This is a genomic window from Pseudomonadota bacterium (assembly GCA_022361155.1).
Classification (GTDB): Bacteria; Myxococcota_A; Polyangia; order Polyangiales; family JAKSBK01; genus JAKSBK01.
The window spans coordinates 1-25,124 of sequence record JAKSBK010000601.1; the positions used below are offsets into that span (position 1 = coordinate 1).

The following is a 25,124-nucleotide window of genomic DNA, read 5'->3' on the forward strand; positions in this document are numbered from 1 at the left end:
CGCTATCGAAACCGTGAAGCTGTCGTTGCTGGTGGAGTTGATTCCAACCTGAAAGTCCATGCCTGCCGAGGCCGTACCGTCGAGCAGCTGCGTGCCGTTGAACTCGGTGACTTCGGCAATGCGGTCGATCTCGTTGCTCAGTGCCTGAAACTCCTGATCCAAGAAACCTCGCTCCGCGGTCCCGAGCGTGCCGTTGGCAGCTTGCGTAGCGAGCTCGCGCATGCGCGTCAGGATGCCGCTGACCTCGTTGAGGGCGCCTTCTGCGGTCTGCAACAGGCTGACGCCGTCGAGCGCATTGCGCTGCGCCTGCGCAAGGCTGCGTATCTGGGCCTTCAAGTTCTCGCTGATCGCCAAACCGGCGGCGTCGTCTGCCGCTGTGTTGATGCGCAAACCCGTGCTGAGACGGCCCAGGTTGCCGTGCAGCAAGGTCTGGGTCTTGCCCAGATTCCTCTGTGCATTGAGCGACGCGATGTTGGTGTTGATCGTGATGGTCATGGGCCTCCTCCGTGAGGTCTTGATGGTCGTTCCTGACCGGCTCGTCGCCTTGGGCGCTCACTGCAGCCGTGGCGGCGTCATCCCAGGCACTCGGATGACCGCCGAAAAATATTGAAGGAAAAAACCAGTACCCCTCACCGGGGCGTTCGCCTCGCCCACGGCTCGCCAGGCGGTCTTGTGGGCGGCCAAAGCGGAGCGAAGGCCCGATTTTCCCTTGGAAGCAAGGCCCCAAGGACCAGCAACGCCGCGAGCGGACGCTCGCGCTCAGCGGTGCGGTCTACGGCTGCGAAGCGAGCTCGATGACTCGAACGGCGCTGTCGCGAATGGCCGCATAGGTCTTGCGTGTTCGTGCACGCAGGGACAGCTCCCGGTTCTTCATGATGAGCATCAGCTCCGAGGAGCTGTGGGCTTCTGCCACAGGGGCCTTGCGGGCGGCCCGCTTGACCTGCTGCTGGGCCTGCTCGAGCTTCCGGCTCCCGGGCGCGAGTGCGAGGCAGCGACCCGCCGCCCGCGACAGCTCGCGTGCCCCTGCCACGATTTCGCCCCGGATGGCACCCAGATGCTCGCTGCTTAGCGTGGCTGCGGCGGCCACCTGCTCGTGCAGGTCATCCGAGCGCTCGTCGAGCTCGTCAAGCAGCGCGCCGAGCGAAAGCTCCTCGTAACCCGCTATGGACGCACCGCCTTCGGTGGCGTTGATCAGGCGCCGCTGTCCCCTTAGATGGTAGGCGCTGGCTTCGAACCAGTGCTGGAACAGCACCAGATCGTGGGTCGTCGCCGCGGTGCCTGCTCCGCCCCAGGCTGGAGTCGAAAGCAGCGGGCGGCTACGCGGCTGCTTCTTGAGCCCGCGCTTGGTGTAGGCCTCGTCGCGTTCGGGACAGCCCTCGAGCCTGATGGTGTTGCCTTGCACGATGGCACGCATGGCGCCGTAGGGGGTGTGCTTCGCGTAGACACGGCCCCCGGTGTACGCCAGATCTTGACCCACCAGCACGATGGGATCGGCGCCCCAACGATGGGCCAGCGAAAAGGCTGCGGTGGCCACACTGCCGCCGTAGACCAGCGGACTCGCGCCGAGCGCCCTGGATAGCGAGTCATAGGCAGGGCTCTTGGTCAAGAAAGCCGCGCGCTTGCGGGCGGGCACGGCGAAGTTCTCGCGCGCCGCAGAGAGATCGAGCGCTACCAGTCGAGCGTGGGGCGCCGCCTCGAGCATGGCCCGCGAGGAGTCGAGGCTCTCGATGACGACCAGCACGTCGATGGGTGCGGTTTCGGCCACGACAGCCGCCGACGACGTGTTGACCGCCAAGATCGCGCCGTGCTTGGCCGCGCGCGCCAACAGATGGCCGTTGCGGTCCAGGGACGGACCTGCCGACACGATGAACGCCGGGGTGCCCGCCAGAGGCCGATCGAGCCTCGTCGCGAGCGGCGCTTGGGCTAGCCACGCCAGGTTTCCGAGCGTGTTTTCCGCGATGATGCGGCTGCGCTCGATCACTGTGTTCTCGCGCACGACGGTCAATCCCTGTGCCTCGTTCAGCACCCGCTTGAGGCGCTCGTGGGCGTCAGGGAAGACGCGCCTGTAGGCGGGGGAAACCAGCAGGACGAAGCGTTCGCGGGGCCTGGTATAGCTCGTCAGGTGCGCCATCAGCGGCGCGAAATCGCTGAAGCTGGCAGCCCCCTCGAAACGACCCTGAAAGCGCTGGCGGGTGAGATCAAAAAGCTCTTCGCAGGGCTCGAAGACGATCACGCTGCGAGCGCCGATCTCGCGCAGCCGCTGGACCCGATAGCCGAGCCCGCCGCCCAGCACAATCACGTGATCCGCGCTCTGTACCTGCTCGCGTCGTGCGAACGACTCCGCCCCCTTGTGCGGATCCACGGGGTCGTCGAGGTAGACCCCGCCGAAGCGCACGGTCAGCGCACCGCTGTCACTGGTCACGAGGTCGAGCCCCAACGTCACACCTTCCCTTGTGCTGCTGCATCGCCAGCGTCGTAGTGCGCGAGCCTGGGCATGAGCTCGTGCTCGAGCAGGTCCGCGAGACGCAGGTAGTCGGCGGCCTGCTGCGCTTCGAGCAGGGCACGTAGCAGCCCCAGCAGCTCCGGCTGGAAAGCTGCCTTTCCCCGTTGCGCGAAGCGCCCTGCGAGCTGGTCGACAAGTCGTGCGAGCGCCGCGGATCCCGAGCCGTGCATGCCGAGCCGCAACGAGGTCACCGCGGCGGTCGCGAGCTCACGCATGCTCGAGCTCCTCGAGCCGTCCCGTTTCAGCTGCAGGCGCTGCCTCGCCGCACTCGAGCTGCTCGAGCGCCCTGGTCCCGGCGATCAGGGCGCCCTCACCGCGGCCTTGATAGAACGTCACCCCGGCCGACCTGCGGATGTAGGCTTCGAGATCGCGCAGATAGCCCAGGAAGCTGCTGTTCGTCGGGACCTCGTGACCATGCCGGTTGCGCAGGTGCATCGGAGCCGCCCCGCGCCCAAGGTCATGGAGCGAGCCCGCGTGCTGCGCGTGACTCCTGCCTGCTGGAAACGCGAAGTCGAAGCCGAGCAAGACCACCTCTCGAGCACCGCTCTTGACCGCGAGGTCCACGCAGGCGTGGGCTACCGTGCCGGCGCAGAACAACCTGCCGCGAGGCTGCTCTCGCAGCAGCTGTGCGAAACGGGGCCGGTGCAGGTAGGCGGCGAGGCGCGGTCCACGCCAGGCTTCGAGCAGCCCGCGGTCCACGCTGGGGACGTATACGAGGGGCACGCCCCTCAAGGACTCGAGGTCCACGTTCAGCAAGTGGCGCCGCATGGCCGGGTCGTGGTCGACCACTGCCACGACGTCGGGGGTGACCATCGCCCTGCAAAGGCTGCGAAGCGCGGTCGTGCAGGCGATCACCCGAACACGGTTCCGGTGCGCTCGCAGCCAGTCCAGCTGGACGTCGAGCGATGGTCCCGCCGCCACGACGACCGCGGTCTGCGAGCGGTAGCGGCCGTAGAGCGCACGCACGTCGCCGTCGCGTGCGATGAGCGGGCGGTTGCGCTGCATTTGCCGAGCCAGCTGCGCCTCGAGCTCCGCAAAGTGCGCCGTTCGGAAGGGCTGCTGCAGGTCCAGATACAGTGCGTCCCGCAGGCGGGCGCTTCGAGCGCCGGCCAGGCTCAGGCACGCCGGAGCCACGGCGTAGGGCCGCCGTAGCTCGCTGCGCGCGTTCGCCAAGAGAAGCTCGACACGGGGATCGCCCAGCCAGTCGCTGTGATCGCAAAGGCGCAGGCTCTCGCGAGCAACCGAGCGACTCATGATGCTCACCCAAAGTCGTTCGAGCTGGGCACGCTCGAGCAGCACGCGAGGCAGGTCGCCCAATGCGATGCCGTAGACGTGGGCCTCCCGGCTGTTCTCCGGCACGAGCTCGGCCTGCAGGCGAGCCTCGGAGGGCCGGTTGTAGGCGCTCGTAAGCTGGATCCCGTCGATGCGCAGCGTCCACTCCGGCGTGTGGCTCAGCTCCCTGACGTCGCGCGGCGTGGGCGCGTTGCGTAGCTGCTCCCACAGCTCGGGCCAGCGGCGCCCCACGATGTGCTGATTCGGGAGCGCCAGGTCGCTGCCACGCTGTTGCGTGCAAGCCACCCGGATGCTGTCTGCCTTGGGCTGCATCTGCCCGTGCGGTTGCAACGCACGTACCAGCGGCAGGCCGGGGGTGGCCGTGGGGCGCTGGTTGCCGCCGCTTCGAACGCGGATCGGCCGCCATCGCGTGCACGTCGACCCCGTTGGGCTCGCAGCTGGCCGAAGCGGTTGGCCAGCGCGGGCCAGCGGCCGGACACTCGGCCGGACACGGAACGGCAACCCGCTGCTGCGCACGAAGCCGCGAGGGCGCGGTCAAGCGATTGACGCGCGGTGAGGGAGCGCTGACGCCAAACTGCCGGCGCGATCCGCTCCGCACGTGCCCATTCGGGGCCTGCCTCGATCAACCATGGCCCGTGGACCGGCGGCAGCCATCCGGCGGGCGCAGGCCGATTTTCACCGGCATGTTCGTTGCATTCCCAACAGGTAACAGGGTGCGGCGCCCCCGTCCAAAGCGAGCCAGCAGCCTTGTGAAGTCAGCCGTTGTCCGATGAGCACGACCCCTTCCACTCATCCGTCCCGAGAGCTCCCCGTGGCGATCATTCCCGCCCGCGGCGGCTCGCGTGCCATCCTGCACAAGAACCTGCGCCTCGTCGCGGGAAAGCCTCTGCTTGCGCACAGCATCGAGCACGCGCTGGCGACACCCGCAATCGAGCACGTGTTCGTCTCCACGGACGATCCCGCCATTGCGGACACAGCCCGCAGCTGCGGGGCACGGATCATCGATCGGCCCGCCACGCTCGCCACCGACCGCTGCAGCTCGGAAAGCGCGCTGCTGCACGCCCTGGGACGGATTCAGGCCGACTACGATTTCGACCCTACGTTGATCGTGTTCTTGCAGGCCACCTCGCCTCTCAGGCCGCCTCACGCGATCGCAAACGCGATCGCGGAGCTACAGAGCCAGCAAGCGGACTCCCTGTTCTCCGCGACCAGCGCCAGCGGCTTCATGTGGCGGCTCGAGGCCGGCGGCCCCCGGGCGCTCAACTACCATCCGATGCGGCGCCTGCGCCGTCAGGACGCACCGCAGGACCTGATCGAGAACGGCTCCATCTACCTGTTCCGCCCCTGGGTGCTGCGTACCCTCGGCAGCCGCCTCGGCGGCAAGATCGCTGTCTATCGTATGAGCGTGCTCGATTCGTTTCAGGTCGATGAGCCCGAAGACCTGGAGCTGATCGGCTTGATTGCCCAGCAGCGCCGCCGCCGGACGCCCGCCTGTGACCTGGCACGAATCCGGCTCCTGGTGCTCGACTTCGACGGCGTGATGACCGACAACCGAGTTATCGTCGACGAGACGGGCGTGGAAGCCGTATGCTGTCATCGTGGTGACAGCCTGGGCATCTCGCGCGTGAAGAACGCCGGCGTCGAGGTGATCGTGCTGTCCACCGAATCGAGCTCCGTGGTAGCGGCGCGTTGCGACAAGCTGCGGGTGCAGTGCGTGCAAGGCCAGAACGACAAGCTCTCCGCGCTGCAACGACTCGTAAGCGCACGTGGCCTCGAACCGGACGCGGTGGCCTACCTTGGCAACGACATCAACGATCTGGCCTGCATGCAGTGGGTTGGAACGCCGATTGCGGTCCCCGGCTCGGTACCCGAGGTGATCTCGGTCGCCAAGCTCGTGACCTTGTCCCAAGGAGGCCAGGGTGCGGTTCGCGAGGTTAGCGATTGGATCGTTGCAGCCCAGGAGACGGCAAGGCGAGCAGCATGAGGCATCAGGTCAACGCAAGCGTTCAGGCCCCAGCAAGCCGTCGCGGAAGCGAAGACCTCGGTGAACGGCTACGCGTCAACACAACGCTGGCGGATTGCCTGAACGGTTACCAAGAGAGGATCGCATGACAACAACGGTCAGCATCGGCGATCGCCGGGTTGGCGACGGTGAACCGTGTTTCATCGTCGCAGAAATCGGGATTAACCATAACGGTAGCCTCGATCTCGCGCGCAAGCTCATTTCGGTCGCTGCTGTGGCCGGATGCGACGCAGTCAAGTTTCAGAAGCGGACCGTGGACGTGGTCTACGGTGCCGAGGAATTGGCGAGGCCGCGCAGCAGCGCTTTCGGCTGTACGAACGGCGATCTCAAGCGAGGACTCGAGTTTGGACGGACCGAGTACGAGGCCATCGATGAGTACTGCCGGCTGCACAACATCATGTGGACCGCGTCCTGCTGGGATGAGGCATCGATCGATTTCGTTGCTCATTTCGTGCCGCCGTTTTTCAAGGTAGCTTCCGCGTCGCTGACCGACGATGATCTCTTGCGCTGCTACCGTAGCTACGGGCGACCCATCGTGCTGTCCACCGGCATGAGCACCATGGACGAGATAGATCACGCGGTGGACGTGCTGGGAACCGACGACCTGATCATCCTGCACTGCACGAGCGCCTACCCCGCCAAGCCCGAGGAGCTCAATCTGCGCTGCATCGGCGAGCTACGCGCGCGCTTCGGTGTCCCGATAGGCTACTCGGGTCATGAAGTGGGGCTCGCAACCAGCTTGGCCGCCGTGGCGCTCGGGGCGTGCGTCATCGAACGTCACATCACGCTCGACCGGGCCATGTGGGGCAGCGATCAGGCCGCTTCGGTTGAACCGCCCGGGCTCAATCGCTTGGTCCGCGACACGCGCACTATCGAGTGCGCCTTGGGGGACGGCGTCAAGCAGCTCTACGAAAGCGAGCTACCCATCATGAAGAAGCTACGCCGGGTGGGCATGAGAAAGGTCGCATGAGCATCACACGTTGCCCTACGTGCACCTGTTTCAAGCTACATGGAGACCGGCCCGATCTACATGGAAACTGGATTTTTTTTGTCATTCGCGGCTACGTTTTGTAGCGTGGTCGGATAGGGCCCAACCAGGCGGCCAACAAGACCCCTGACCGGTACTTGCCATGAACCCACCAAGCCTCCGTCCCAGCGTGTTGCCTAGGCGATCGTCGATCCCTGCCGGCCTCCGTGCCTCCCAGCCTCCGGCGACCGACCAGCAGTCCGAGAGCGGGGTGTTCAGGGCACACGGCGGCGAGCAGGAGCCCGAAATCGCCATCAACGGCGAGGCGCTGGCGGCGCTGCTGGATCTGGGAGCGGCCGAAGACCGGCAGCAGGCGCGGGGTGCGCTCGAGCGGGCCACACGGGCGCTGGCCGATGACGCCTTGGCCGCCCAGCCGATGCTGACCAGCATCCACTCGCTCGTATGCGAACTGCACAAGCTCCGCAAGCTGGCCGGCCAGGACGAGCTCAGCGGCGCAGCCAACCGCCGAGCGTTCAACGACGCGCTCCAGCGGGAGCTGGCGCGTTGCGATCGCTCGAGCCACAGCGTGGCCGTCATCATGCTCGATCTGGACGGCCTCAAAGGGCTCAACGACACCTGTGGCCACGCCGCTGGCGATGCAGCCATCCGCACCGTGGCGCGCTGCTGCCACAACGCGCTTCGCAAGAGCGATCTCGTGGCGCGCCTGGGCGGTGACGAGTTTGCGATCCTGCTGCCCGAGACCGATCCCAGCGCGGCGCGGGCGGTGGCGGAGCGCGTGCGCTACCAGGTGGAGCAGTCGAGCGTTTGCGGGCGCCAGCTACGCGTCAGCTGCGGGGTGGCCGTCAGCCAGGGTGGTCAACCACGCGGGCAGGCGCTGGTAGTCATGGCCGACCAGGAGCTTTACCGCGACAAGCGTGCCCGACGCGGACTCGATGCCTCCGAAGCGGCTTAGCCCGTTCCTGTCCACAATGGCGCCATAGCCGCTTTCATCCTCGGAGCGAAGCTTGAAAATGGCGCTGCTATTCCTTCGCTGCGCTCCTGCGGGCGCGCTGGCTCTGGCATCCATTCTGGAAGGAACGGAAGCCTCGCGCGGGAACAAGAACAAGGCCTAGCGCGACGACACCTTGAAGCCCGCGAGCGCCACGGCGGCCCAGCCACCCACAAGCAGCATTCCGCCTAGGGGGGTTACTACGCCAAGCGCGCGGGTACCCGTGAGTGCCATGACGTAGAGGCTGCCGGAAAACAGCACGACGCCGCCGGCGAAGAGGTAGCCCGCCCATGCGGCCACCGAGCCGGCACCACGTCGAACGAGATAGGCCGTGAGCCCAAGCGCAAGGGCGTGGGCCAGGTGATAGTCGGCCGCGGTGCGCCAAAAGCCCTGCCTTGCGGCCGCGTCGCCTGCCGGCAGGTAGTTTCCGAGTCCGTGGGCCCCGAAGGCGCCAAGAACCACGGCAGTCAGGCCGGCGAGGCCGCACAGAATCAGCAGGGTCCGCTCCATTAAAGAAGAGATGGTAGCGCGGGCCCCCGGCTAGCACCGCGGTGGTCGGCGATCGGGTGGCCGGAAGTGGCGCAGGTCTCCATCCTGGCCTAGGCTCGATCTGGGCACCTTGCGCGGCGGTCGGCGTCGGGCGGGAGCCCACACGCCGGGGTTGCTCTTGCTCAATTCCAAGGCGAGGCATCCGATGGCACGCTTGAACATTACCTCACCCTGACTATAGTGGGCCGGCCTCGCGCCGGTCTGCCCTCGACGGATTCCCGAGGCGCCCAGGCGCCGAGACTGAGAGGCCACGTGCTCGCTATCGCCTGCTTCTTCGTCGGCCATTGGCTGCTGTCCGTGTTTTGCCAGACGTTCTTTTTGCATCGTTATGGCGCCCACGGCATGTTCAGCATGAGTCGAGGCTGGGAGCGCTTCTTCTACCTGCTCACGTTCTTTTCCCAGGGCACCTCGTTCCTTAACCCGCGGGCCTACGCGATCCTGCATCGAGAGCATCACGCCTTCAGCGACACCGAAAAGGACCCCCATTCGCCCTACTACCACCGCAATCTCTTCAAAATGATGTGGTTCACGCTCAAGAAGTACAAAGCGCATGTCGACCGTACCGCAGTCACCGAGCCGCGCTTCGAGGGACGCGCCCCCGAATGGCCTCTGATCGACGAGCTCTCCAACAAGTTGCTGGTGATGGGAGCCTTCGCCGCCGCCTACGTGTCGTACTACATAGCTTTTGCCCCACACTGGGGCTATTACCTGCTGCTGCCAGTGCATCTGATGATGGGCCCGATCCATGGGGCGATCGTCAATTGGTGCGGCCACAAGTACGGCTACAGAAACTTCGAGACGACCCGATCCGACCGATCCCGCAACACCCTCATTTGGGATTTCGTCACCTTGGGCGAGCTCTTTCAGAACAACCACCACAAGTTCGGCATGTCGCCCAAGTTCGCCGCCCGCTGGTTCGAGCTGGATCCGACCTATCCCGTGATCAAGGTGCTCGCCTGGTTGCGAGTGATCCGGCTGTCCGAATCGGCGCAGCGGATACGCTATCCCGCGACTGCGACGACCTAGCCGGAAGCTTCTGTCTCCGGCTAACGCTCCTGGCCCGAATCGGTTCATCAGCTCGTCCGAAGGCCTTCGGGTAAGGGCCCGGTTTGACGAAACGCGCTGGGCACTCCATCATCGCGCTCGCTGCCGGTGTCCCGTGATGTGGCAGAATACCGGCAGGTGTGTGCGTGGTTGAATACGGCGGCTTGTCAGCGCGTCTGCACGTGGTCGGAGCGGGAACGAACCTGCCGAACCGGCGCGACCCCGGTATCCTGCAGCAGCGATTACTCTTCCGTTCCAGGACACCAGCTTGATGGAGGCTTGTTCTATGTTGCGTCGTCACTCACTGCTCTCGCTTGCTGCCACCCTGGGCCTATCGCTTGGAGGCTGCATCATCAACCTTCAAGACGAGCCTGTAGCGGCTCCCGGGCCGCTATCGGTCAACTTCCTGTGGGACATGGATCGCACGACCACCAACGCGAACTACCAGCCTTGCGAGGACCCCCTCACGGGTGTGCGCATTGCAGACGTCGCGCGGGTGAGCTGGATCTTGTTCCAGCGTACGGGCGCGGCCGAGATCGAGGTCGACTGCAATTCGCCCGCCCTTGGGACCTGCCGGGGCGACATGGCCCAGTGCGTCAGGCAAATCGACTTCGAGATGCTCCCGGGTGGCGAATACGTCTTGGACGTCGAGGCCTGGAACACGAACGGCGCGCCGCTGTGGGAATCGAATTGCGAAGACCTCTTCGTGGACGGGCCGGGCACGCCCATCTACGAGTGTAGGGTGAGGTCAGACGTCTCGGGCCCCTAGGAATCGGGTGCCGCCGTTTGCTGCCGGATTGCTCGGAGCTTGCGGAGCGGCGCTACGAGGGCTACAAAAATGCAGTGAGCGGCGCCTTTCAGTTCGTTTTTCCGCGACTTACGGGATTCGTTCGCAAGCTCGTCATCGGCCTGCTATCCGCGTTCGTCGCCCAGCTCCTGCTCAATTTCGTGGGCATGCCCGTCTCCCAGTGGTTTGCCCTGCACGCGAGCGAGCTTGGCCTGCCTACGCTGTGGCAGCTGGTCAGCTACGTGGCGGTGGAACCCACCACGCCGGCAGGAGTCATCTCGACGCTTGTCAGCCTGCTCTTCATCTGGCTCATCGTGGCTCCTTTCGAGCTGAGCTACGGCGCGCGCAGGACGGCCGAGCTGTGTCTGACAGGCACGCTGGCGGCCGGCGCCGCCGCCGTACTGACCGCGCAGCTCGTGCCGGCCTACACGCAAGGGCCGCTGTACGGCGCCGGCCCCATCACGTACGCGGGGATCGCGGCCATGGCCGTGACCCTGCGCGGAGGCCGCCTCGCGCTCTTTGGCGTCTGGTCCATGACGCCGAGACAGCTTCTGGCGTTGCTCGTAGGCTTCAGCGTGCTGATGTTCCTGGCGGACCGGAATCTCGTCAGGCTTGCCGCGGCGCTCACCTCCATCGCAGCGGGGGTGGCTTACGTGCGCTGGATGCAGCGACCCCGGATTCGCAAGCGCGGGCGCTCCGCCCGCCGGCCGCCTTTTCAGGTCCTGCAGGGAGGCGCGGCCAAAGACGACGACCGGCCGAGGTACCTGAACTAAGGGCCCGCGGAACAACGAATCATGCGTCTCACAGGTTCCGACCACCAGGGACAGCATCGAATCGTGTGGGCGCTCGCGTCGGCGACGCTAGGCTTGCTCGCGTGCCGGGGTGATCCCGTACCGTTCAAGGATCCGAAGAAGCTCTCGACGACTCCATCCAACGTCCCCGACGAGGCGGCCTCGCCAGCAACGGCAGGTCCTACACCGGGCGAGCCAGCAGCAGCCCTGACCTATCCCGATGGGACGCTCGAGGCGAGCATAGGGGAGGCGGTAGTCCGGCCCGAGGCTGGCTCGCTGCGCTCGCTGCTCTCGAGCGACCTCGATGGGGACGGAGATGCAGACGCGTTGTTTGTGGCCGCGAACGCGAGCCGCGTGTCGCTGCAATACGCCCTCGCCGATGCGCAGGGATTCGCTGCCGCGCGCCCCACCCGTGCCGAGCTCGTGCTGGCCGCTGGCTGCCGCTTGCTCGAGGCGCCCGTTCGCCAACTTGCCGCGGGTGTCGCGCTGGTCGAGATCGACGTCGAGTGCTTCAGCCTGGGCGCGGACCCAGGGCAGGGGCCGGTGGTGCCCGAAGCGCTGCGCGACCGCGAAACGTGGATCGTGGCAACCGAGTCACCACCACGGCTGCTCGAGCGGTTGCGCGCGCTCGCGAGCGCGCGCGGCTCGGAGCAGCTCGCTTTCCAGATCGCTGCCGAGGATCACGATGCGGACGGTCACGCCGATCTGGTCGTTCGGCTCGATCTCAAGCTCGAGCACGCCGAGCAGCCGCATACCATGAGGCTCGTGTGGCTCAACCGACCCGGGGGGCTGGCCCGCGAACAGACGCAACCCGAGCTCACCCTGAGCGAGCTTGCGGAGCAGGCGAGCAACCAAGTGCGCCGCAAGCGCTACCCGGCAGCCCTGCATAGCGCCTCGCAGGTGCTCGCCATCCACCGCATGCTTTGTCGCGAGTCCGACGGGGCATTGCTGCAGATCGGTCAGCTGAGGGGAGTCCTGTGCGGCAGGTCGCTGGCAGCGGGGCGCGCCGCTGCGGTTCGGGTCGCGGCCCTGGCGGCCGAACGGCGCGTGCTCGAAACAGTCGAAGCGCTCGATCGGCTCGCCGACCGCGGCTATCGCGTGCCGAAGCGGGACCGAGCCGCAGCCGAAAAAGCGTTTGCCAGCCTGGTGAAAACGCCCGCCCCGCCGCTCGAGTTGCCGTTCGCGCACTCGGCCCCGTCCGCGCCCGAGGTGCGCCTTTCCGCTCTGGCTTTCCTGGACGAGCAGTCGCTGCTGCTGCGCGGCCCCCGACCCATGCTCTACCATCTCGAAAGCGGCCAGATCGCTGCCGCTACAGGCGGGGGCAGCGCACTCGTGCACGATCCGTCGGGCCGGTTTGCAGTGAGCCGCATCGAGCGAGGTTGCAAGGGCTATTCGCTACGTGTGGTGCCCATCGAGCAGACGCGCGCCGGTGTGTTCGAGACCCAGGCCGTTTCCGAGCCGCTGCTCGACGCCCAACCGCCTCCGGCCGGCCAAGACTGCAACGCCTTGCCGCAGGCGCAGCGGCGCGACAGCGCAGGGTTCCGAGTGCTCGGCTGGACGCCACGTGGCATCGTGGTCGCGCGCGGCTCCGATCTGCGACTGGTGCCCATGGACGAACAAGCGCGACCCCGTGGGCCAAGCATTCAACTGGGCCCGGGCGCAGTACTGCCCTCGCCGCTACCGGCGGGGCAGGTCACGGCCGACGGCAGCCACTACCTTTGGGCCTGTTCGCGCGGCATCGTGCTTCGGCGCCTCGGCAGCCACGCGCACAGCGAGCTGCTGGTGCCGGCTGGATGGCGCCCGTCCGACGCGAAGCGCGTGGACCTGGCGCTCTCCCCTTCGGGCTCCCGGATCGCCATGCTGAAGGCCGGCCGCGTCTACGTGTGGCAGCGCTATGCGCCTGGAACGACCGAGAGGAGTCAAACGACCCGGACCGAACCGTAAGCAGATGGCAACACAGCCAACTTCGAGGCGAACCGCCCCAGGCGTCTGCGATGGCGCGCGATCGGCAGTCGCATGGACCTGGCTTGTCGCATGGACCTGGCTTGTCGCATCCACACTGTGCATCGCGCTCGACGCATGCGTTGCTCCTCCGGCAACGAAGCCGCGCGCACGCCAGCCTCATGCCGAAATCGGTCGATTCCCCAGGCGCGTGCGAGACGTTTCTCGTGCCGGGGCAGGCGCCGTTCGGCAGGCGAGCGCAGCTCCGAGCCACGAGGGTCTCGGCTCGGTTTCGATCCACGGTCCGAGACAAAAGCCACGGCTGCGCTGGACGCGGCAGCTGGGCAGTGCGGTGAGCTCCTTGGCCGTTGGGAGCACCGCCACACTGGTGGCCACCGTGGCTGACGGCCGCGTGCTGGGGCTCGGCTCGGACGGAGCTGTGCGCTGGACCTTTCGCCTGCCCCAGGTAAGCCCCGGACGACCGAGCCGCGCCGCCGTCGACGCCCAGGGACGATCTTACATCGTCGCTGGCTCCGGCGAGCTCCTGGCGCTCGATCGCCGCGGCAATCGTCGCTGGCGCGTTCCGGTACGGGCCTCGCCGCGGGGTGGACCTACCGTGGCTCCCAACGGCACGGTGTATGTGGCGGGCGATGGTCTGTACGCGGTCGACCCTGAAGGTCGAGTGCTATGGCATGTCGTCACGCCGAGCAGGCTCAGCACGCGACCTTCCCTGCACCCAAAGGGGCTGGTCGTCGTATGCACGGAGATCGGCCGTGTATTGGCCGTGCGAAGCGACGGCAGCGTCGCGTGGCGCGCCGATGCCGGAGCAAGTATCGATGCGCCCGCCGCGCTCATGAGCGACGGCAGTGTCGTCGTGGCCAACGCGCTCGGCCAGGTGCTGCGCTTTGGGCCGCTCGGCAAGCTGCGCTTCGTTCTGGAAACGCAAGCCGACAAGCGTGCTGCGCCTGCGGTCACGTCCAAGGATCTCATCGTGATAGCGAGCGAAGACCACCGCCTGCACGCCGTCGACGCGCTAGGGAATTGGCGCTGGCAAGTGCAGAGCGCGGGACCGCTTCCAGCAGCGCCCTGGATCGACGCCCGCGACAATCTCTTTTTCGGCTCGCGCGACGATTTCCTGTATGCGGTGGCGCCGAACGGACATGTGCTATGGAAGCACAACGTGGGCTTCGACATCGTCGCCGGCATCGTCGCGGCAACCGACGGCACCCTCTACGTCACGACCGAAGGTGGGGGCATCCATGCGTTCCGGTGAAAGGCGAGTCAAACGCGCACCCAACCGAGATCGGGTGCTGAGCGGTCGTCTCAGCGTCAACCCGCGGGGCTTTGGCTTCGTGAGCACCGCCGAAGCCGGTCCCGACCTTTTCGTACCGGCCGCCAGACTGGGCGCTGCCATGCACGGGGACGAGGTCCGTGTGCGCGTCGTGGCGGGCGCGCATCGGCCCGAGGCAGCGATCGTCGAGATCGTCTCTCGCGGCACGCGCCACGTGAGCGGCGCGCTCAAGCAAGTTGGAAAGCGGGCGTGGATCGAGCTCGACGATCTGCGACTCGGGGGGCCCGTGGTGGTGCAAGGCGCGCTGCCACCTGGGGTGCGTGCCGGCATGGCGGTGATCGCCGAAATCGTGCACTACCCCTCCACGACGGGCGACGCTGTCAAGGCACGGATAGTGCATGCGCTCGATGCCGACAAGATACTCGAATTCGAGGTCACCAAGACGCTGATCAAGGAAGGCGTTTCAGAATCCTTCCCCGAGGAAGTGCAGCAGGCCGCCAGGGCGTTGCCCAAGCGGATCTCGCACGCAGAGAGGAAGCGTCGCAGCGACCTGCGATCGCTCGAGCTGCTCACCATCGATCCCGAAGATGCCAGGGACCATGACGATGCCGTGTGGGCGGAGAGGCGCGCGTCGGGTGGCTTTCGGGTCGTGGTAGCTATCGCGGACGTCGCGCACTACGTCCGCGAAGGCGATCCGCTGGACCGCGAAGCGCTGGCTCGTGGCTGCACGATCTACCTTCCCGATCGCGCGCTGCCGATGCTGCCCGAGGTCCTTGCGTCGGACCTGGCCTCGTTGAAACCCGAGTGCGATCGGCTCGCCGTAGTCGTGGACATCGAGCTGAGCGAGCGGGGGCTGGTCGTGAGCCACCGGCTCGTCGAAGCCGTGATTCGCTCGCGCGCGCGGCTCAGTTACGCCGCCGTGGCGGGAGCGTTGGGGCTCGACACCGGAGGAGCTCGCGAGCCTGGCGCCTGGGCGCGCCGGGAACTGCTGCGGACGCTGCACGACGTTTCGCGCGTGCTTCATCGCAAGCGCAAGAAACAGGGTTCGCTGACCTTCGAGCTGCCCGAGGCACGAGTCGGTCTGGACGAGGCCAGCGGCCAGCCGCAAACCATCTACCGGAGCCGCAAAGACCCAGGCGTCGCGCAGGCATATGCCATGATCGAGGAGCTGATGCTCCTTGCGAACCAGGTTGTCGCGCGCGAGCTGAGCGAACGCGACGTGCCTGCGATCTATCGGGTCCATCCACCCCCCGACGAGCAACGCATGGAAACGTTCGCTGCTCTGGCCGGCGCGCTGGGCTTTCGCCTGGAGGCGAACGCTGCACTCGATTCCAAGCAGCTTGCGCGGCTTCTGAACCGTATCGAGGGCACGCCTCACGCCATGAGCTTGGGCTATCTGCTGCTGCGCGCCATGCAACAAGCCAGCTACGACACGGTCAATATCGGTCACTTCGGCCTGGCCGAGAGCCACTATGTCCATTTCACCTCGCCCATCCGTCGCTACCCCGATCTCAGCGTGCATCGGACAGTAAAACGCCTGCTCCACGATCGGCCGGTCCGCTCGGGCCAGGCCGGGCTGCTGGCCGGGCAAGCACTCGAGTCCAGCCGCCTCGAGCGCCGCGCCATGCAAGTGGAGCGCGACGTGATCGACCTGTACGCGGCGTTCCTGATGCAGAGCCGCATCGGCGACACGATCGAGGGGGTGGTTACGGGTGTGACCGCCCGCGGTTTTTACGTGACCCTGGACGAGCCCTTTGTGAGCGCCTTGTGTCCGGTCGAGCAACTCGAGGCCGACTACTACGAGCTCGACGAGCACGGGATCCGCCTTTCCGGGCGTCGCAGCGGGCACACGTTCACGTTGGGCGACCGCCTGCTGTTGCGCGTGACCGACGTGTCCATTCTGCGGCGCCAGGTCTACGCGTTGCCGGCGGAGCAAGCTGGCGCCACGGGCGAGGCCGAGTACCGAACCCGGGGCCGCGGGCGCAGCGCCAAAGCCGGCGGTCGCAAGGCTCGACCCAAGTACCGCACCCGGTCCCGTCCGGGCCCGCGCCGCCCGCGGCGTGGGTAGCCAGCGCCTCTTGCCAGATTTTCCAGCATTTCTGCAATCAAGGCGCTGTTCGTGGCTTCCACGAGGATTGCGGTTTCGCACCGGCTACCCTAAGCAATCCTAGCGACGTCAAGCATGGGCTGGCCAGGATCGGTCACCAGCCGCCGGCTCGATCGGCCGATCGGCCCGCGCAAGCGGCCACGCCCTGGCGCCGGCATCCTCGAGCCGGTGAGACCCTCAAGAATCGGGGTTACGCCCTTTGGCGCTAGGCACCGAAAATGCTAAAAAGCCCCAGCAGAAAGCCCAGCAGGGATCATGCAGGAAAACACCGAGTCAGCACCGTCCGGCGCAGCTAAGGCCGAGCTGGTAATTCGCCACGCAGTCGTACGCTTTGCCGGTGATTCCGGGGACGGCATGCAGGTAACCGGCGGGCAGTTCACGAGCACCGCGGCCTACGTTGGCAACGACCTGGCCACGCTGCCCGATTTTCCTGCCGAGATCCGCGCGCCCGCTGGAACGTTGGCCGGTGTTTCCGCGTTTCAAGTGAACTTCGCGAGCGAGGACATCTACACGCCCGGCGATGAGCCGGACGTGCTCGTGGCGATGAATCCGGCCGCGCTCAAGCTCAACCTGGCCGATATGCGATCGGGTTCCACGATACTGCTGAATACGGACGCGTTCACGCGCGGGGATCTGGCCAAGGCGGAGTACCAATCCAACCCCTTGGAGGACGACAGCCTGGAGGGCTATCAGGTCGTGGGCGTCGCGATGACATCGCTCACTCGCAAGGCGCTGCAGGAGAGCGGCGTTTCCTCCAAGGAACGTGATCGGTGCAAGAACTTCTTCGCTCTTGGTATTGCCTACTGGATGTTCGGCCGGCCGCTCGAGCCGACCGCGGATTGGCTGCGCAGCAAGTTCGCAAAGAGGCCGGAGCTGGCAGAAGCCAACATTTTGGCCCTGCAGGCCGGCCACAACTACGGCTTCAACACGGAGCTGCTTCCCGTCTACTTCCGGGTCGAGGCAGCCCGGCTGCCGGCCGGTGTGTACCGCAACATCACGGGCAACGAGGCCACCGTGCTCGGCCTCGTGGCAGCCGCCAAGAATGCGGGTCGCAGCCTGGTCTATGGGGGCTACCCCATCACACCGGCCAGCGACATCCTGCATGAGCTGGCACGCCAGCGACACTTCGATGTGCGCACGATCCAATGCGAAGACGAAATCGCCAGCGTGTGTGCCGCCATAGGGGCCAGCTACGGCGGGGCGCTCGGCTGCACGGCCTCTTCAGGACCCGGGATCGCGCTCAAGCAGGAGGCTGTGGGCCTGGCTACCATGGTGGAGCTGCCTTTGGTCGTGATCAACGTGCAGCGCGGCGGCCCCTCTACCGGACTGCCCACCAAGACCGAGCAAGCCGACCTGCTTCAGGCGCTTTATGGCCGCAACGGCGAGTGCCCCGTCCCGGTCGTCGCTCCGGCGAGCGCCGGCGAGTGCTTCGAGCTCACCTACCGTGCGGTCTGGCTGGCCACCCGCTACATGTGCCCGGTGTTCGTGTTGACGGACGGCTACCTGGCGAACGGCTCCGAGCCCTGGAGGCTCCCCGATATGGCGACCCTGTCCATGGCGTGGAAGACGACGCACGCGGCATCTGAACAGATGAACGGCTTTGCTCCCTACGATCGAGACGAGGTTCTGGCGCGTCCGTGGGCCGTGCCCGGCACCCCAGGGCTGGAGCACCGCATTGGGGGTCTCGAAAAGCAGGCCATCAGCGGCAACGTGAGCTACGACCCGGCAAACCACCAGCAGATGGTTGAGATACGAGCGGCCAAGATCGACGGCATCAGCCAGGAGATCCCCGAACAGGAGGTCGAAGGCGACGCCGACGCCGAAGTCCTTGTGGTGGGCTGGGGGTCGACACACGGCGCGCTCACTGCTGCAACCGAGCACCTAAGTGAGTCTGGCCATCGTATTGCGCATGCGCAGATTCGCTACCTGAATCCCTTGCCGCGCAATACCGGCGACGTGCTGCGCCGCTTCAAGCGGGTGTTCGTCTTCGAGCTCAACGGCGGGCAGCTGGTTCGTCTGCTCAGGGAGCGCTTCCTGGTCGACTGCATACCCGTAAACAAGGTCCAGGGGCAGCCCTTCAAAGTCGTGGAGATCGAAGCAGCTATCAAACCCCACCTGTAGCGGACGCGGTCTCCGCGGTTCGGCGGCAGGTATGCCGGACAGCCAGTCCGCGTGACCAGAGCGCACCCGCCGTTTATAGTGAATCGTTCGTAGTGTTGGCATTGGAGCGTAACCGTGGCTGAACCGCATGAGCACCCCCCACTGAAACCGAAGGACTTCGCAAGCGACCAGGCCGTTCGCTGGTGTCCGGGATGTGGAGACTACGCGGTCCTCAAGACCGCCCAGCAGGCCTTCGCCGAAACAGGACGCGCAAGGAGCGAGTTTGCGGTCATCTCTGGGATTGGCTGCTCGAGTCGCTTTCCCTACTATCTGTCTACCTACGGTTTCCACACTATTCACGGTCGAGCCCCTTCGGTGGCGCTGGGCCTCAAAGTGGCGAGGCCCGAGCTGAGCGTGTGGGTCATCACCGGGGACGGCGATAGCCTGAGCATCGGCGGCAACCACACGATTCATGCCCTGCGGCGAAACCTGGACATCAACTTCCTGCTGTTCAACAACCGCATCTATGGGCTGACCAAGGGACAGTATTCACCCACAAGTGAGCTCGGCAAGGTAACCAAGTCCTCGCCCATGGGTACGGTGGACCATCCATTCGACCCCTTGTCGCTTGCCCTTGGGGCCGGCGCTACGTTCGTCGCTCGCAGCGTCGATGTGCAGGCCAAGCCCCTCAAGAGCGTGCTGCTGGGTGCATACCACCACAAGGGCACGAGCTTCGTAGAGATCTACCAGAACTGTCCGATTTTCAACGATGACGCCTTCGCAGTCATCACGGACAAGCCGGTGCGGACCGAACGACAGATCGAGCTCGAGCACGGCAAGCCCCTCGTCTATGGCAAGAAACAGGAAATGGCGCTGGTGCTCGATCGGCTGCGCCTACGCGCGGTGAAGCGTTCGGACGTCAGCGAAGCCGAGATCCTGGTTCACGACACCGCAAACCGCGAGCAGGCGTTCTTGCTGGCGCAAATGCACTGGCCGGAGTTTCCGGAGCCTATGGGCGTCTTCTATCAGGGGCAACGCGCGACCTACGAGGACCTGCTGCTCGACCAGGTATCGCAGGCCCAGAAGTCGAAGAAGGCGGATCTCACCGAGCTCGTGTATGGCAAGAACCACTGGACCGTACAGTAGTTCCCGTCCAGAAATGGCGCCATAGCGGCTTTCGTCCTCGAAAAAATCCTCGAAATAGCGCTGCTATTCCTGCGGTTTTGTCTGCGGGCGCGCTCGCTCTGGCATCCATTCTGGACGGGAACCGGTGTTTGGAATCGGAGTGGCGCCACGGCGGCTTTCGTGCTTGCGGCGGTGGGCTACGGCTGCAGGGAATTGCAGCTACGAGGTAGCGCGGCGGGCCTATCACGGATTACGCTTGCGAGCCCCTCCCGACCTCAAGCCGGATCCGAACCGCCATGACTGAAGCAGCGTCCAGTATTATTTACACCCACACCGACGAAGCGCCCGCTCTGGCTACGTATTCCTTCCTTCCGATCGTCCGAGCCTTCGCTGGTGCCTGCGGCGTCTCGGTCGAGATCCGGGATATTTCGTTGGCGGGCCGTCTGGTCGCGGGCTTTCCCGACGAACTGACGCAGGCTCAGAGGATTCCCGATGCGCTTGCGGAGTTGGGCGAGCTCACGCACAAGCCGCACGCCAACATCATCAAGTTGCCCAATATCAGCGCTTCGATCCCGCAGCTCAAGGCTGCCATCAAGGAGCTTCAGGCAAAGGGCTACCGCCTGCCCGACTACCCCGACGATCCAACGACTGAAGACGGCAGGGCGATCAAGGCGCGCTACGACAGGATCAAGGGCAGCGCGGTGAACCCGGTCCTGCGCGAGGGCAACTCCGATCGTCGCGCGCCCAAGGCTGTCAAAGCATACGCTCGCAACCATCCCCATCCCATGGGCGCATGGTCGCCGGACTCGAAGACCCACGTCGCCCACATGAGCTCGGGCGACTTTCGCTCCAACGAGCAGTCGGTCAGCGTGGCGCGCGACGGTTTCGTGCGCATTGAGCTGAGCGGCGAGGACGGCCAGGTCACCGTCCTCAAAGATAAGATCGATCTGACGGCCGGCGAGATCCTTGATGCCACTTTTCTGAGCGTGCGCGAGCTGAGGTCGTTCCTCGAACGCGAAATGCAGGACGCCCAACAACAGGGCGTGCTGTTTTCATTGCACATGAAGGCGACCATGATGAAGGTCTCCGACCCGATCATTTTCGGTCACTGCGTCAAGGTATTCTTCAAAGATGTCTTTGCCAGGCACGGTGCGGCGCTCGGCGAGGCAGGGGGCAATCCCAACGACGGCCTGGGCAATGTGTTGGCTGCGCTCGGCAGGCTCGACGAAAGCAAGCGAGCCCAGATCGAGGCCGACCTGCAGGCCGCCTACACCAAACGCCCAGGCCTTGCCATGGTGGACTCCGACCGTGGCATCACCAATCTCCACGTGCCGAGCGATATCATCATAGACGCCTCGATGCCTGCCATGATCCGCGCCTCGGGTCGGATGTGGAATCGAGACGGCCGGCAGCAGGACACCAAGTGCGTGATCCCGGATGCCAGCTACGCGGGCGTGTACCAGCAAGTCATCAGCTTCTGCAAAGAGCACGGCGCGTTCGATCCATCCACCATGGGCAGCGTGTCCAACGTAGGCCTTATGGCGCAGAAGGCCGAGGAGTACGGCTCGCACGACAAGACCTTCGAGATCCCCTCGCCGGGCATGGTGCGGGTGATCGACCAGTCAGGCACGGCGCTGACGGAACACAAGGTGGAGGCAGGTGACATCTGGCGTGCGTGCCAAGTCAAGGACGCAGCCGTTCGAGACTGGGTCAAGCTCGCGGTTGCCCGCACGCGGGCCACGGGCGCGTCGGCCGTGTTCTGGTTGGACGAGACACGGCCGCACGATGCGCAGCTGATCGAGAAGGTCAGGGGCTACCTTCCGGAGCACGACACGCAGGGACTCGCGATCAGCATCCTGAGCCCGGTAGAGGCGACCCGCTTCACCCTCGAGCGCCTGAAGGCGGGGCAGGACACCGTTTCCGTGACCGGCAACGTGCTGCGCGACTACCTCACCGACCTGTTTCCGATTCTGGAGCTTGGCACGAGCGCCAAGATGCTCTCGATCGTGCCGCTCATGCAGGGCGGCGGGCTGTACGAGACCGGCGCGGGCGGCTCGGCACCCAAGCACGTGCAGCAGTTCAACAAGGAGAATCATCTGCGTTGGGACTCGCTCGGCGAGTTCTTGGCGCTGGCTGCCTCACTCGAGCAGTACGCGGCTCAGACCCAGAATCGCAGGGCGAGGCTTTTGGGCAGCGCGCTTGACGTAGCGACCGAGGCCTTGCTCGAGCAGGGCAAGTCGCCGTCGCGCAAGGTGCGGGAGCTCGACAACCGGGGCAGCCAGTTCTACCTCGCCATGTACTGGGCGCAGGCGCTTGCCAAGCAGAGTGACGACCCTGAGCTTGCAGCACGTTTTGCCCCGCTGGCGGAGGCCCTGAGCCAGAACGAAGCGCAGATCGTAGGTGAGCTCAACGCCGTGCAAGGCGAGCCGAAAGACGTGGGCGGCTATTACGCCCCCGATCCGAAGCTGGCCTCCGAGGCCATGCGACCGAGCACGACGCTGAACGGGCTCATCGACTCCTTTTAGGGCCTGCGGCCGCTTGCGCCGGCGGATCGGGCACGGATCGGGCACGGATCGGGCAAGGGCTCGTGCTACACTACGGGCTTGTGCCCGCTTTTGAATCGCGTTTGAAGACCGACAGCGAGTCGTTCGAACGTAACCGGGCGCAGATGTGGGCCTTGGTGCAGGAGGTGCGGTCCTTGGAGCAGGCCGTGCGCGAGCACTCGGGGCGCAAGGCCGAGCGTTTTGCAGCACGTGGCCAGCTGCTTCCGCGCGAGCGCGTCGCGCGCTTGCTCGATGGCGACCGTGACTTCCTCGAGCTTTCGAGCCTGGCTGGCTTTCGCATGCACGACGACGACGGCAGGGAGGGCATCACGGGAGGGGGGGCGGTTGTCGGTGTCGGTTTCGTATGCGGGCGGCGGGCGGTCATCTACGCCACGGACAGCGCGATCAAGGGGGGCGCCGTTACGCCCATGGGGCTGCGCAAACACCTCAGGGCGCAGCAGATCGCACTGGTCGAAAAGCTCCCGATGTTCAGCCTGGTCGAAAGCGGTGGCGCCAACTTGATGTACCAGGCCGAGATCTTCGTGGATGGTGGTCGAGTCTTTGCCAACATGGCTCGCATGTCCGCGGCCGGAATCCCGCAGATCACCGTGGTTCATGGCTCTTCGACAGCCGGCGGAGCCTACGTGCCCGGCCTCAGCGACTATGTAGTGGCAGTGCAGGGCAAGGCCCGGATCTTCTTGGCCGGCCCGCCCTTGGTCAAGGCCGCGCTCGGGCAAGAGGCAAGCGACGAACAGCTCGGCGGCGCGGAAATGCACGCTCGCAAGTCCGGTACGGTCGAGTACGTGGCCCAGGACGATGCCGAGGCCATCGCATTGGCTCGCGAGCTCGCGGGCAAGGCCCTCGCGCGGCCGCTGCCGGTCGATCGGCCCGCCTGTGAAGCGCCCCGTTACGATCCCGAAGAGCTGCTCGGTGTCAGCCCGTTCGATCCGCGCGTGCGCTACGACTGTCGTGAGATCCTGGCACGCGTTGTCGATGCTTCGGACCTGCTGGAGTTCAAGGGCCGCTACGGGCCTCAAACCGTGTGCGGCCATGCGAGCATCGAGGGGCATCCTTGCGGCTTCGTTGGCAACAACGGTCCGATCGATGTGGCCGGAGCTGCCAAGGCCGCTCACTTCATCCAAGCTTGCTGTCAGGCCGGCATTCCCATCATCTACCTGCAGAACACGACGGGTTTCATGGTCGGCGTCGATGCCGAGGAGAAGGGGATCGTCAAGCACGGCGCCAAGATGCTCCAGGCGGTGGCTAACGCGAGCGTTGCCCAGATCACGCTGCTTGTCGGCGCGTCCTACGGTGCGGGCAACTATGCGATGTGTGGTCGCGCTTTGGACCCGAGGTTCCTGTTCGCCTGGCCCAACGCCCGCGTTGCAGTCATGGGAGGCGAGCAGGCCGCCACGGTGATGGATCTGGTTACACGCGCCAAGCTGGAGCGTGCGGGCAAGTCGCTCGACGAGGAGCAGGCGGCCCAGATGCGCGAAGCGCTCAAGACCAAGATCGATCGCGAGTCGAGCGCGCTCTTTGGGGCGGCGCGCCTGTGGGACGACGGCATCATCGACCCCAGAGATACCCGCAAGGTGCTTGCGTTTGCGTTGGCCACCTGCGCCGAGAGCAGGCGGCGTGAGCTCGGGGCAAGCTCGTTCGGCGTTGCCCGACCTTAGAATCACTCGTGCCCAAGGACCTCGTGAAATGAAGCTCACCGAGCAGCACCAGCAGATTCGGGACTCGGCGCATGCGTTTATCGAGCGGCAGATCAATCCCCACGTCGCTGCCTGGGAGCAGGCGGAGCGGTTTCCCGCTCACGAGCTGTTCAGAAAGCTCGGTGAGCAGGGCTTTTTGGGGCTGACCCAGCCCGAGGCCTACGGCGGCTTGGATCTGGATCTCTCCTACGGTCTGGTGCTCGCCCAAGCGCTCGGCCGCATCAAAAGCGGTGGTGTGGCCTTGGCCATAGGCGTTCAAACCGACATGGCGACGCCGGCGCTGGCCGAGTTCGGTTCGGACGAGCTTCGGCAGGAGTTTCTTGCGCCCGCAGTTGCTGGCGAGCTCGTCGGATGCATCGGCGTGAGCGAGACCGAAGCCGGATCGGACGTGGCTGCCATCCGCACGTCTGCTCGCAAGGAGGGGCAGGACTACGTGATCAACGGGGGCAAGATGTGGATCACCCACGGTCTGCAAGCTGACTGGATGTGCTGTCTCGTCAACACGAGCGATGCATCCCCGTACAAGAACAAGTCGCTGATCGTGATCCCGATGCAGGCCAAGGGGGTCGAGCGCGCGCGCAAACTGAAGAAACTAGGCATGTGGGCTTCGGACACGGCTCAGGTATTCTTCGACAACGTGCGCGTGCCGCGGCGTTACTTGATCGGCCACGAGGGTCAGGGCTTTCCCATGCAGATGTTTCAATTCCAGCAGGAACGGCTCTGGGGCGCGGCCAACGCGCTGGGAGCGATCGAGCAGGTGCTTTCGGACACCATCGAGTATACGCGCTCCCGCCAGGCCTTTGGGAGCTCGATTCTGGACAAGCAGTGGGTGCACTTTCACCTCGCGGAGCTTCTGACCGAGGTGGAAGCCCTGCGAGCCTTGATCTACGAAGCGACCGAGCGTTGTCTCGAGGGGCAGGACGTGACCCGCCTGGCGTCGATGGCGAAGCTCAAGGCGGGACGGTTGACCCGCAAGGTCGCCGACACCTGCCTTCAGTTTTGGGGTGGCATGGGATACATGTGGGAAGCCAGCGTGAGCCGCTTGTATCGCGATGGCAGGCTCGCCTCGATCGGTGGGGGTGCGGACGAGGTCATGCTCTCGATAATCTGCAAGCTCGATGGTCTTGTCGGCCGATGAGCGCGGTCGATCCATGAGCCCGGTCGATCCATGAGCCCGGTCGATCCATGAGCGAGCGCAAGCTCGTCGTCACGTGCGCGCTGACCGGGGTCCTGACCGATCCGGCACGCCATCCCGTGCCCGTGAGTGCCGAGGAGATGGCCAGGTCGGCCCGCGAGGCCTACGACGCGGGCGCCAGCGTCATGCACCTGCATTTCC

General features: G+C 65.6%; 20 protein-coding genes. 15 read left to right on the top strand and 5 right to left on the bottom strand.

Annotated features, from left to right (window positions below; all coding sequences use genetic code 11):
- The 4 genes from MJD61_22535 to MJD61_22550 all read right to left on the bottom strand — a co-directional run.
- Positions 1-495 (bottom strand): flagellin FliC (locus MJD61_22535; GenBank protein MCG8558037.1); only part of this gene is annotated, 495 nt, incomplete at its 3' end.
- Positions 496-772: 277 nt separating this feature from the next.
- Complete coding sequence (locus MJD61_22540; GenBank protein ID MCG8558038.1) at positions 773-2,443, bottom strand: DUF115 domain-containing protein; 1,671 nt, start codon at positions 2,441-2,443, stop codon at positions 773-775.
- A complete protein-coding gene (locus MJD61_22545; protein MCG8558039.1) occupies positions 2,440-2,718 on the bottom strand; it encodes a hypothetical protein in 279 nt (92 codons plus the stop codon). The genes MJD61_22540 and MJD61_22545 overlap by 4 nt, the downstream gene beginning before the upstream one ends.
- Entirely contained in the window at positions 2,711-4,108 is a 1,398-nt protein-coding gene (locus MJD61_22550; protein MCG8558040.1) for a DUF115 domain-containing protein, read from the bottom strand. Before MJD61_22550 ends, MJD61_22545 begins: the two co-directional genes overlap by 8 nt.
- Before the next feature lie 499 nt (positions 4,109-4,607).
- Here MJD61_22550 and MJD61_22555 point away from each other — a divergent pair, with 499 nt between their 5' ends.
- The 3 genes from MJD61_22555 to MJD61_22565 all read left to right on the top strand — a co-directional run bounded on the left by MJD61_22555 (position 4,608) and on the right by MJD61_22565 (position 7,759).
- Positions 4,608-5,780, top strand: coding sequence for an acylneuraminate cytidylyltransferase (locus MJD61_22555; protein MCG8558041.1), 1,173 nt, complete (start codon positions 4,608-4,610; stop codon positions 5,778-5,780).
- A 124-nt stretch (positions 5,781-5,904) separates the two neighbouring features.
- Complete coding sequence (locus tag MJD61_22560; protein ID MCG8558042.1) at positions 5,905-6,789, top strand: N-acetylneuraminate synthase family protein; 885 nt, start codon at positions 5,905-5,907, stop codon at positions 6,787-6,789.
- Positions 6,790-6,949: 160 nt separating this feature from the next.
- Positions 6,950-7,759 (top strand): GGDEF domain-containing protein, encoded by an 810-nt coding sequence (locus tag MJD61_22565; protein MCG8558043.1) that lies wholly within the window; start codon positions 6,950-6,952, stop codon positions 7,757-7,759.
- A 156-nt stretch (positions 7,760-7,915) separates the two neighbouring features.
- Here MJD61_22565 and MJD61_22570 read toward each other — a convergent pair whose 3' ends face one another.
- Positions 7,916-8,305, bottom strand: coding sequence for a DUF423 domain-containing protein (locus MJD61_22570; protein ID MCG8558044.1), 390 nt, complete (start codon positions 8,303-8,305; stop codon positions 7,916-7,918).
- 291 nt (positions 8,306-8,596) lie between these two features.
- Between MJD61_22570 and MJD61_22575 the strand changes: the two genes are divergently transcribed.
- From MJD61_22575 to MJD61_22630, 12 genes are all read left to right on the top strand, one after another.
- Positions 8,597-9,370: an acyl-CoA desaturase gene (locus MJD61_22575; protein MCG8558045.1), complete on the top strand. Its 774-nt coding sequence runs from the start codon at positions 8,597-8,599 to the stop codon at positions 9,368-9,370.
- 304 nt (positions 9,371-9,674) lie between these two features.
- Complete coding sequence (locus MJD61_22580) at positions 9,675-10,157, top strand: hypothetical protein (protein MCG8558046.1); 483 nt, start codon at positions 9,675-9,677, stop codon at positions 10,155-10,157.
- A 74-nt stretch (positions 10,158-10,231) separates the two neighbouring features.
- Positions 10,232-10,948, top strand: coding sequence for a rhomboid family intramembrane serine protease (locus MJD61_22585; protein ID MCG8558047.1), 717 nt, complete (start codon positions 10,232-10,234; stop codon positions 10,946-10,948).
- Positions 10,949-10,969: 21 nt separating this feature from the next.
- Positions 10,970-12,910, top strand: coding sequence for a hypothetical protein (locus MJD61_22590; GenBank protein ID MCG8558048.1), 1,941 nt, complete (start codon positions 10,970-10,972; stop codon positions 12,908-12,910).
- Between the two features lie 349 nt (positions 12,911-13,259).
- Positions 13,260-14,180 (top strand): PQQ-binding-like beta-propeller repeat protein, encoded by a 921-nt coding sequence (locus tag MJD61_22595; GenBank protein ID MCG8558049.1) that lies wholly within the window; start codon positions 13,260-13,262, stop codon positions 14,178-14,180.
- Entirely contained in the window at positions 14,167-16,266 is a 2,100-nt protein-coding gene (locus MJD61_22600) for a VacB/RNase II family 3'-5' exoribonuclease (GenBank protein ID MCG8558050.1), read from the top strand. The genes MJD61_22595 and MJD61_22600 overlap by 14 nt, the downstream gene beginning before the upstream one ends.
- A gap of 294 nt (positions 16,267-16,560) precedes the next feature.
- A complete protein-coding gene (locus tag MJD61_22605; protein MCG8558051.1) occupies positions 16,561-18,426 on the top strand; it encodes a 2-oxoacid:acceptor oxidoreductase subunit alpha in 1,866 nt (621 codons plus the stop codon).
- Between the two features lie 114 nt (positions 18,427-18,540).
- The gene (locus MJD61_22610; GenBank protein ID MCG8558052.1) at positions 18,541-19,551 is read left to right on the top strand and encodes a 2-oxoacid:ferredoxin oxidoreductase subunit beta; all 1,011 of its coding nucleotides are present in this window, start codon (positions 18,541-18,543) and stop codon (positions 19,549-19,551) included.
- A gap of 275 nt (positions 19,552-19,826) precedes the next feature.
- Positions 19,827-22,055 carry an NADP-dependent isocitrate dehydrogenase gene (locus tag MJD61_22615; GenBank protein MCG8558053.1) on the top strand — a complete coding sequence of 743 codons (2,229 nt, stop codon included), beginning with the start codon at positions 19,827-19,829 and terminating at the stop codon, positions 22,053-22,055.
- A gap of 80 nt (positions 22,056-22,135) precedes the next feature.
- Positions 22,136-23,749: an acyl-CoA carboxylase subunit beta gene (locus MJD61_22620; GenBank protein MCG8558054.1), complete on the top strand. Its 1,614-nt coding sequence runs from the start codon at positions 22,136-22,138 to the stop codon at positions 23,747-23,749.
- A gap of 28 nt (positions 23,750-23,777) precedes the next feature.
- A complete protein-coding gene (locus tag MJD61_22625; protein MCG8558055.1) occupies positions 23,778-24,926 on the top strand; it encodes an acyl-CoA dehydrogenase family protein in 1,149 nt (382 codons plus the stop codon).
- 47 nt (positions 24,927-24,973) lie between these two features.
- A partial coding sequence (locus MJD61_22630) for a 3-keto-5-aminohexanoate cleavage protein (protein MCG8558056.1) occupies positions 24,974-25,124 on the top strand: 151 nt, incomplete at its 3' end.